7 protein-coding genes and 2 rRNA genes are annotated in these 9,970 nt (G+C 47.7%); 4 read left to right on the top strand and 5 right to left on the bottom strand.

What is annotated here, in order from left to right; translation table 11 throughout:
• The 3 genes from CBX96_RS18440 to CBX96_RS18430 form a co-directional block, all read left to right on the top strand.
• Positions 1–107, top strand: a 23S ribosomal RNA gene (locus CBX96_RS18440); the annotation flags it as partial.
• Between the two features lie 130 nt (positions 108–237).
• Positions 238–353 (top strand): 5S ribosomal RNA (gene rrf / locus CBX96_RS18435).
• A gap of 235 nt (positions 354–588) precedes the next feature.
• Positions 589–3,039 carry an EAL domain-containing protein gene (locus CBX96_RS18430; RefSeq protein WP_109287662.1) on the top strand — a complete coding sequence of 817 codons (2,451 nt, stop codon included), beginning with the start codon at positions 589–591 and terminating at the stop codon, positions 3,037–3,039.
• On the opposite strand, the gene CBX96_RS18425 is transcribed toward CBX96_RS18430, so the two are convergent.
• Positions 2,996–4,009, bottom strand: coding sequence for an alpha/beta fold hydrolase (locus CBX96_RS18425; protein WP_109287661.1), 1,014 nt, complete (start codon positions 4,007–4,009; stop codon positions 2,996–2,998). The two genes, CBX96_RS18430 and CBX96_RS18425, sit on opposite strands and share 44 nt — an antisense overlap.
• 106 nt (positions 4,010–4,115) lie before the next feature.
• Positions 4,116–5,921: a DUF885 family protein gene (locus tag CBX96_RS18420; RefSeq protein WP_109287660.1), complete on the bottom strand. Its 1,806-nt coding sequence runs from the start codon at positions 5,919–5,921 to the stop codon at positions 4,116–4,118.
• A 211-nt stretch (positions 5,922–6,132) separates the two neighbouring features.
• Here CBX96_RS18420 and add point away from each other — a divergent pair, with 211 nt between their 5' ends.
• Positions 6,133–7,128 (top strand): adenosine deaminase, encoded by a 996-nt coding sequence (gene add, locus CBX96_RS18415; RefSeq protein ID WP_109287659.1) that lies wholly within the window; start codon positions 6,133–6,135, stop codon positions 7,126–7,128.
• A 72-nt stretch (positions 7,129–7,200) separates the two neighbouring features.
• On the opposite strand, the gene hemN is transcribed toward add, so the two are convergent.
• The 3 genes from hemN to yihI all read right to left on the bottom strand — a co-directional run bounded on the left by hemN (position 7,201) and on the right by yihI (position 9,922).
• Positions 7,201–8,577: an oxygen-independent coproporphyrinogen III oxidase gene (hemN, locus tag CBX96_RS18410; protein ID WP_084796735.1), complete on the bottom strand. Its 1,377-nt coding sequence runs from the start codon at positions 8,575–8,577 to the stop codon at positions 7,201–7,203.
• Positions 8,578–8,834: 257 nt separating this feature from the next.
• Positions 8,835–9,302: a DUF2489 domain-containing protein gene (locus CBX96_RS18405; protein ID WP_011624631.1), complete on the bottom strand. Its 468-nt coding sequence runs from the start codon at positions 9,300–9,302 to the stop codon at positions 8,835–8,837.
• Positions 9,303–9,370: 68 nt separating this feature from the next.
• A complete protein-coding gene (gene yihI, locus CBX96_RS18400; protein WP_109287658.1) occupies positions 9,371–9,922 on the bottom strand; it encodes a Der GTPase-activating protein YihI in 552 nt (183 codons plus the stop codon).
• Positions 9,923–9,970 lie beyond the last annotated feature (48 nt).

Here is a 9,970-nt window from a genome sequence, read left to right as displayed (position 1 = left end):
TAAGTCCACTAAAGAGCCGTTCGAGACTAGGACGTTGATAGGTCAGGTGTGTAAGCGTTGTGAGGCGTTGAGCTAACTGATACTAATGACTCGAGAGGCTTAACCATACAACCCAGATGGGTTTTACTCAGTAGTACTTAGACGAATACAAACACTTAAGAAGTGCAACTCAATCCAGCTTTCCGAATTCATTTACTGCCTGCGTGAGATAAGACAGGTAAGTAAATACCAAATTTGCTTGGTGACAATAGCATTGTGGTCCCACCTGATCCCATCCCGAACTCAGAAGTGAAACGCAATCGCGCCGATGGTAGTGTGGGGTCTCCCCATGTGAGAGTAGGTCATCGCCAAGCGCCTAATTAAACAATGAAGCCAGCTGAATAAGCTGGCTTTTTTGTTTTTTCGCGTTTGCCATTTCAAGATTCAATTCTTCAAGCTTGTGTTGAGTCTAGATGCCCAGCTCTAATCCCGTAGATTCTATTATTTAGTCTAAAATAGCGGCACTTATGTTAAGTCTTTTTGCTTAGTCATCGGTTTCCCGTTAGCATACGAGGCGTCCATTTCTTTATTGAAGATATTTGGCTACCCATGCTTCGCAAACTCTCGCTCGCCGTATTGATACCTGCATGTATGCTGGCACTGTATTTAGTGTTAGTGACGGCTGAGTATTTTTATGAGAGTGAGTTGGTGCGTAATGAATTAGCCGATCGCCAAGTCAGCCAGATCAAGCAGCAGTTATTGCGTATGCAAGCCGTGGTGCAATCGGCGCAAGCATTACAAGACATAGAACGGATCGAGCAGGAAGTCTCTCTGGCAACCTTAGATATGAACGTCATGGTTTATATCTTACTGGACGCAAATAGTCGGATCCGCTTTGCAAATCATACCGTTTGGCGTGATAGCAATGCCATCGAGGTTATCGATGGATATGATGTAGTTAAGCATCATGCGGTGGTGCAATCCGGTCAAGCGAGCATTTTGGTGAATCCTGAGCGGTTGTCTATTCAAGCTTATTATCCTGTGGAAGCTCAATATCCCGGCGCTACAGAGCTAGTCTATCTCGAGTCGGATTTAGCACCTCTGGTTGCGAGGGCTTCAACTGAGCTACAACAACGATTTATGCGTGTCTGGGGGCTCGGTGCTCTGCTGCTAATCGGTTTTACCTTCGTTTTATATTATCTGCTGATCCGCCCATTCAAGATGTTGAGTCAATCGGCCAAACACGTTGGAACTCCCGAGTTTACAACTCAAATGCCTTGGAGCGCGTCCGAGGTTTTATCCCTACAGACAAGTCTGCAGCAGGTTCATGAGCGCTTAGCGCGAGCCGTTAAGCAGCTAAATGACAGTGAGCAACGTTGGTTGTTTGCGGTCGAAGGCTCGCGTAACGGTATTTGGGATTGGGATATTCGGACTGGCGAGGTGTTTTTGTCTGATCGCTGGAAGGAAATGATTGGCTATCAGCCCGACGAACTCGAAGGCGCATTCCAGACTTGGGAGAGCCGTTTGCATCCCGATGATAGACAAACCGTATTGGACTGCCTGCAGGAATACGTCAGCGGCAAGACAAAAGAATTTGAGAGTGTGCATCGTTTACTGCATCGCGATGGCCATTATGTCTGGGTATTCGACCGTGGCATGTTGGTCGATTGGGATCATCTCGGTCGCCCCACTCGTATGATCGGTATTCATGTGGATGTGTCAGAAAGTGAGCGAAACCATGCGGCTATCGCCGAGTTGGTTAAGCAGTCTGAGACTGGCGATAGAATGCTGCCCGAAGCTTTTATGCAGCAGTTATCTCAATATATCAACCAACGACCCAGCGCAGGTCATTGGGGCGCGTTATTGTTACTCAATGTGGAAACTCATGCTTTTAGCGATACGCTCACACCCCATGAACTTGATCGCTTGTTGTCGCAACTGAATGCGAGGCTCTCAAGTTATTTTGCTGAAAATATCCAGGTATCCCATATAGAGCTTGATCAGTTTGCAATTTTGATCAAAGAGTTGGCGGCTGACGCTACGATGGCCGGGCGCAGAGCCTTGGCTTTAGCTACCGAGTTAAGGCACATGACGACGCGTCCATTCCATCAAGGCGAGCAAAGTGTCAGCTTCAATGCCGATATTGGTATTTGTTTATTGGATTCGGTTGAAACCCTCGCTCCCGAAATTGCACTGCGCCGCGCCGAATTGGCGCTGCAACATGCTCATTCGCTCGAGCAGGCCGGTTGTGCCTTCTATCATCCTGATTTAGAACATATTCAAGATCCCGAATTGTCGTTATGCCAGCAACTAAAGCGTGCGATTACAGACAATCAGTTGTCATTGATGTTCCAGCCCGTTGTGGATATGCAAGGGAAGATAGTCGCTGCGGAAGTCTTATCCCGTTGGCATTTAGCCAACGGTGATATTATCCCCGTCGCTAAGTTTATTGGCCTCGCCGAGCGCCATGGTCTGATTGCATCACTCGATTTAAATGTGGCTACGCGCGTTTGCCAGTTGATTAAACAATTTAAACAGCAGGGCATTAGCCTGCCTCGTTTAACTCTGAATATCAGTACTCTATCTTTCTGCCAAACTGATTTCGTCGAGCAATTAGTTGCCTTAACCCGTCGCTATGAGCTGGATGAGAATCAGCTGGGGATTGAGTTAACCGAGAGTGCATTACTAACATCAGCCTCCTTTATTCTGCCGAGGATCAGTCTGCTCGCAGAAGCTGGAGTTGCGATAACATTAGATAACTTTGGTGCTGGACAGGGCGCCTTGAGTTGCTTGCGTCACTATCCCTTGAATGAGGTTAAGCTTGATTTACATTGTGCCGCTAATTTAACGACGGATACGAGCTGGAGCCAAGCGCTGATTCAGTCGGTACAAGTCTTTAACTTGTCTATCGTGGCCAAAGGTGTCGAGTCACCACAGCAACAACAACTCTTTAGCCACTTAGGTTGTACTCACTTCCAAGGCTACAATATTGCGCGTGCCTTAAGTGTTAATGACTTTAAACAGCTTGTTTGTCCACGTCCCTTGTTGCGTAGCGTTTAAAAAAGTCGAGTGCGTAATTAAGCGCTTGATTACGGTAGCTATCTTTCTCCATAAAAATCTCATGGGCAGCCCCTGCAATCACTTTTAATTGGCAATTTGAGCTTACCGCCAGATTTTGTGCGGCATTGTCGACGATCTTATCTTCACTGGCTTGCAGGATCAGAATAGGCGTACGGATATGTGCTGTGGCCAAGACACAGGCATCGGCCGCATCTAAGGATTCAGTCAACCAGCGGTTAGTGGGTGAGCCTAATTGCAGCTTTGGCGCCGCATCGTACAACTCTCGGTAGGCTTGATAACGACTCTGACAGTGGGTGAGATCATTGCCCTTAAAAGGAGCGGCCTTATAGTTTTGCCCGCTGAGGACATAGTTAGGCTCTCCGCCGTTGAGACTGGCATCGAGTTTACTCGCAAGCCAACGGACAAACCCTTTGGGCATAGGTAACTTAATGCCGTACATGGGGGCTGAAAATGCCGCCGCCGTAAACACATCCGGATGTTGTTTGAGATACAAGGTACCGATAGCGCCGCCCATAGAATGCCCGAGCAAGAATAATGGCGAAGTGGCATGTTTGAGTACAACGGTTTGCATAAACAGGGCAAAATCGTCGATATAGTCGTTGAACCGCCGCACGTGGCCTTGATGGGGATTGGCCGTCATGCGACTCGATAATCCCTGGCCACGGTGATCGATAGCAAATACCGAATAGCCTTGCTGGTACAAATCAAAAACGAGTTCTTGATACTTTAAGTAGGACTCAACCCGGCCACTGCTGATGACTATGCTGGCATGGGCCTTGGGGTGCTTGACCATCATGTAGGCCAAGGTTAATCCATCGGGCGTTTTGAGAGTGTCTTGGGCAACGGTTTGCCAGAAGGCTTGCTGTTCAGAAGTATTTAAATCGTGTTCCGTTGAAAAAGCTACCTTGGAAAACTCTTCCCTTGGAAAGTTTAGGGGCGTTTGGCTCATACTCACTCTGTCGCACATCTCGGGCAAAAAGGTTTGTTAGAGTGTATCAGAGAACTGGGGCGGGCAGGAAAGGGAGCAGGAAAATACCCGCTCCCTTGGGATGAGCTTAAATCGCGGCTTTTTGCACTTCGATAAAGTCGTTTATTTGCTGCTCCAGCACCGACATAGGCACAGAACCATTTTCTAATACCGCGTCGTGGAAGGCGCGAATATCAAATTTATCACCTAAGGCTTGCTCGGCTTTAGCGCGTAGGCGTTTAATGGTGAGCTCACCAATCTTGTAGGAGAGCGCTTGCCCTGGCCAGGTAATGTAGCGGTCAATCTCAGTGGTCACATTGTGGAGCGATAACGCCGTGTTGCTCGCCATAAATTCGATGGCTTGTTCTCGGCTCCAACCTTGGGCGTGCATCCCCGTATCGACAACGAGACGAGCGGCGCGCCACATCTCATAGGTTAGACGACCAAAGTTACTGTAAGGGTCTTGATAGAATCCCGCTTCTAAGCCTAAGTATTCGCTATACAATCCCCAACCTTCACCAAAGGCGGAAATATAGCTGTAGCGACGAAAATCGGGCAATGAGCTCAGTTCGGAGTTGAGTGAAATCTGCAGATGATGCCCGGGCACAGCTTCGTGCAGCGTTAGCGCTTCGAGTTCATAGAGCGGACGCTTATCTAAGGCGTAGGTATTAACCCAGTAGTAACCCGGCTCGTCGTCACGATTAGAGCCAGAATAACGGCCTGAGGTGTATTTAGGAGCGATTTCGGCCGGCACCGGCGCGATACCATAGGGTTTTCGCGGCAATTTACCAAAATATTTGGGCAACATGGCATCGGCTTTTTTGGCAATAAAGGCTGCTTCTTTCAGGAGCTGATCCGCACTGGTGGTGTAAAACTGGGGATCGGTTCTTAAGAAATGTAAAAAGTCGGCAAAGCTGCCTTTAAAGCCAACAGACTTAATGACTTGCTCCATTTCCTGGCGGATACGTTTCACTTCTTTTAAACCAAGTTCGTGCACTTCGGCCGAGGTCATATTTAAGGTCGTGTAGTAACGAACGCGGTTCTCATAGAAGGCATCACCATCGGGTAAGCTGTTGGCGGCAATATTTTCCCGAGTGTTGGGCATATACTCCTGAGTCATAAAATCATAAAAAGCCTGATAGGTCGGGAGCACATTCTGCTCGACCGATGCTCGGCCTTCTTGGGTCAGTTGCGCTTTTTGCGCCTCAGTAAAGTGGCTTGGGTATTGAGTAAAAGGCTTGAAATAACTGCTTTTCTCTACCGGTAAGATGTAAGCACTAATGCTGTTTTCAAATCCCTTGAGCGTGGCTTTAGGCGGTGTAATACCTTCCTTTAGTCCTTGTTTTAACCAATGGGTTTGCTGGGCAAAATAGGTCGGTAGTGCCTTGAGCTTGCCTAGGTAGTTTTGGTAATCCTCTAGGGTTTTGAACCGCCCTTGCGCAATGGAAGATATATAGGCGTGGAAGCCACTCTCTGCGGTGATCGGCAGGTAGTAATCCTTGTATTTATACAGGTCGACCTCGTTTTGGATCTGATCTTCGAGGATTTGGGCGTTGATTTTATCCTCTTTACTCAGCTTGCTGCGATCCAGTGCTTTCAATTGGGCGAGAATGGCCATTTGTCCCTGATTGAGCTTGGCTAAGGCTTCGGGAGACAGGTCTTGCAGTTTACCCGCAGCACTCTTATCCCCCATTCCATAGGCCATTTCAGGGCTGGCACTGAGTTGGAGTTGCCAACTTTGATCCACAATTGCTTGCAGTGCTGGGGCCATAGTCTTGGCTGTGGACTGCGCAACGGCTACCGTTGTTTGTTTGGTGGATTCGATTGGGGGCTGAACCGCGCTACAGGCACTAAGTGCGCAAATCAGTAAGCTTGGGGTAAAGAGTTTATGCATGATTTATCTCGGATATTTTCGTTGTTATTGAGGTCATTATGCCTGAGGTTTTCCCCAGATTGTTGTACGCATATTAAGCAGAATTGTGACTGAATGTGAATTTAAATCCCGAGGTCTGTTAAGTGACACCAAAGAATGCGTGTTAAACTTAGGGTCCGCCCTAGACCAAATAACAAAAGCATTGGCTGGGTAGTTCACATAGGGGTTAATTATGATCAATACATCCATTCCATTGGTGGATTTGCATCGTCACTTAGATGGTAACGTGCGAGTGAACACCATTTGGGAACTCGGACACCAACACGGCATTGCTTTACCTGCCGATTCTTTAGAGACTCTCGCGCCATTTGTACAAATTCAGGGGAAAGAAACCAGCTTAGTCGCCTTCTTGAAGAAGCTTGACTGGATGGTGGCAGTGCTAGCTGATTTAGATGCGGTAAAACGTGTCGCCTATGAAAACGTGGCCGATGCGGCGTTATCTGGCCTTGATTATGCGGAGCTGCGTTTTAGTCCATATTACATGGCGATGAACCATAAACTACCGATTGAAGGTGTGGTTGAAGCGGTTATCGACGGAGTGAAAGCGGGCCTGAAAGATTACCAAGTTAAAATCAATCTTATCGGGATTATGTCGCGCTCATTCGGCCAAGCAGCTTGTACTCAGGAGCTCGAAGGCCTGCTCGCCCATAAACAACATTTAGTCGCGATGGATTTAGCCGGCGATGAGCTAGGCTTCCCTGGCGAATTGTTTAACGAGCACTTTAAGCGAGTGCGAGATGCGGGCTTAGCCATTACCGCCCATGCGGGGGAAGCGGCGGGTTCACAAAGTATGTGGCAAGCGATTCAGGAGTTGGGTGCAACACGTATCGGCCATGGGGTGAATGCGATACACGATCCTAAGCTGATGGAATATCTCGCTAAACACCGTATCGGTATCGAATCTTGCCCAACCAGCAACCTGCACACGTCGACCGTGTCTTCCTATGCAGAACATCCCTTCAGAACCTTTATGGATGCCGGTGTGTTGATAAGCCTTAACACTGATGATCCAGGCGTGAGTGCGATTGATATCAAGCACGAATACCGCATTGCCAAGTCTGAACTGGGACTAAGCGATGCCGAGCTGGCTCAGGTGCAACGCAACGGGATGGAAATGGCGTTTTTATCCGAGAGCGAGCGCAAGGCGCTATATGCGGCTAAAGCTTAAGTAAGCGGCTCTTTTGCCCAATAAAAAAAATCCGACATTAGAGTCGGATTTTTTATTGGAGATGCGTCAGTGTTAGATCACACGGGAGAACTGTTGTTGACGCGCTTTTTGACGGTAGTAAAGGTCGAAGCACATACAGATATTGCGGATCAACAGACGGCCAGTGGGGCTGATAGTGATCTTTCTATCGGTTACATCGACTAACTTATCGTCGATAAAGGTTTGCAGCAGTTTTAAGTCTTCGGCGAAGTATTCCTCAAACTTAATACCCAGTTTTTCGTCCATTTTTGCCATATCTAAATCGAAGTGGCAGATCAGTTGTTTGATCACGACACGGCGGATTTCGTCGTCACGGTTCAGACTACAACCTTTCCACAGTGCATGACCGTCTTTGTCGATGGCTTCGTAGTAAGGACGAATGTCCTTCTGGTTTTGCGCATAACAATCGCCGATTTGGCTGATAGAAGACACACCAAGACCGAGCAGGTCGCATTCTTCTTGGGTGGTATAACCCTGGAAGTTGCGGTGCAGTTTGCCTTCGCGTTGTAACTTAGCCAGCTCATCGTCGGGCTTAGCGAAGTGGTCCATGCCAATGTACTGATAACCCGCGCCAGTTAAGGTCTCGATCGTTTGATGCAACATCTCGAGTTTTTGTTTTGGCGAAGGTAAATGTTCATCTTTGATCTTACGCTGCGCGGCAAAACGCGCGGGTAAGTGGGCATAGTTGAACACGGATAGACGATCGGGCGACAGGTCTAACACGCGCTGCATGGTGGCGGCGAATGTTTCGGGTGTCTGATGTGGAAGACCGTAAATTAAGTCGATATTGGTTGAGACAAATCCCATGGCCTTGGCTTTGGCCATTAAATCGAAAATAAATTGTTCGTCCTGCTCACGGTTAACCGCGACTTGTACTTCTTTATTGAAGTCCTGCACCCCGATAGAAATGCGGTTAAAGCCCGCTTCTTTTAAGGTATCGAGCATTGAAAGCTCAATCTCACGCGGGTCAACTTCGATAGAGAACTCACCTTCAGCGGCAAAGTTAAAATTAGCCTTAATTAAGTCGGTTAACTTCAGAATTTGCTCAGGATTTAAGAAGGTTGGTGTGCCGCCGCCCCAGTGCATTTGGGTGACTGTGTAGTGCTTAAACAGCGGAGCGCGCTTAATAATTTCGTGGCTCAAATACTCGATATATTGATCGGCCTTGTGGGCGTGGCGAGTGATAACTTTATTACAGCCACAGTAGTAGCAAAGTTTGGCGCAGAAGGGGATGTGAATATACAGCGACAGTTTGTCACTCTTACTGTTTTCAATCGCCGTTAACAGGTTTTGTTCAGTGAATGAATCATCGAACTCCAGCGCCGTTGGGTAAGAAGTGTAACGGGGACCGCTGTAGTTATATTTTTCGATCATCGACTGATCCCAGCTTATCTGAGTGGGCTGCTTCAAGGCGTGTCCTCCGAGGGTAAATTAGCAACAAGCGAAGTATGCAAGGTTCTTAGCCAAATAACCTTGATCTAGGTTGTAAAAATGATGTCTGTCCTTTTAGAAGTTACGCAATATCTATGAAAAAGGAGCCAATGTCTGTTGTTTTTTGGAGGTTTTGTGCACAGGCTCACGGGAAGCCGTACTCTGTGTGGGAAAAGAAATGCGGGAGCGATTGGGCCTCAAAGCCAAGGTTTGGCCTTGAGGCTAATATCGTCAGCTTAATGTGGGGCTTTTAACTGATAATTTGAGAGCTTTTTGGCATCGGCGGTAATACCCTCGGCCAGTTCAGCTTCAGATTTCATGCGGACAAAATCGAGCTTCATCCGTTCTTGCTTTGGCAGGGCTTGGCGAGCTTCCATTATCGGGTGATCTTTAATCAGCTCAAAGTGTTGGAAGAATGCTGGGAACTCAGGTGCCACGCGCTCGCTTAAGGATAAAATTTCAAATAAACGGCCAATCCTCACCACACCTTCAGAGATTTCGCAGCGGTCGTCAATCATGGCGGTGGCGATATAACGAATATCTTCTAGTACTTGGGCGCGCTTCGCGTTAGCCGCTGCTTCACGCTCGGCAGTGAGCGCTTGTTGGCGTTGTTTCTGCTGCTTGAGCTTGAGGAGTAAGAAAGTGGCGTAACTACTGAGGGCAACAATGATGATAAAACCAAGCAGGATAAGAGTGGTAGACACGTAAACTCCTTGTTTAGACTGCATAAAAACAAAGGCTGGGTGCTTTGTTTTTATGCATATTCTAAGATTTAAAACTTATCTTGATAATCTTTTAGCAGGTCGGCACCCGATTCAAAGCGATCGAACAGGTCATCATCTGAATCGGCTTTAGATTTCGCTGGCGCTTCATCTTCTAACTCATCGCTGATACCCAGTTTAATCATCAGGGCTTCAATCTTGTTCAGCTGTTGATCTAACCATTGTTGGTCGTCATTGCTTAAGTTACGGCCTTCTTCCAGCATATCGAGCAACTGGTTCAGTCTTGGATCTTCTTCCAGCTTCAGCAGTTTTTGCTCGTCAGTTAACTTAGGTTGCTTAACCTTTGGTGTGGCTGGCTTTTCAGTGGCTGTTGGCAAAGTTAATACCACAGGCTTTTTGCTGCCATGGCGAGGATCTTTCTTCTGCGCAGCCTTTTTCTGTGGTGCTTGAGCCTGGATCAGCGCCTCATTATGACGACTGCCAGACTTGTTGCCCTTTTCGGCGCGCTTGCCAGTGACTTCTGCACGGTCCTGCTTTTTCACTCTTGGCTGTAATTTAGGGCTATTCTCGCCGCCCTTGCGTGTTTTCTTGCTACGAGACATGATTTTCTCAATTGTTTACAACGTGTGGCCTAGCCGATACGGGATCGA

Origin of the sequence: Shewanella sp. BC20, assembly GCF_003129585.1 — a bacterium.
In the GTDB taxonomy this organism is placed as follows: domain Bacteria; phylum Pseudomonadota; class Gammaproteobacteria; order Enterobacterales; family Shewanellaceae; genus Shewanella; species Shewanella seohaensis.
Note: the sequence above shows the minus strand (reverse complement) of the source record. Positions and strands in the feature narration are given on the sequence as shown.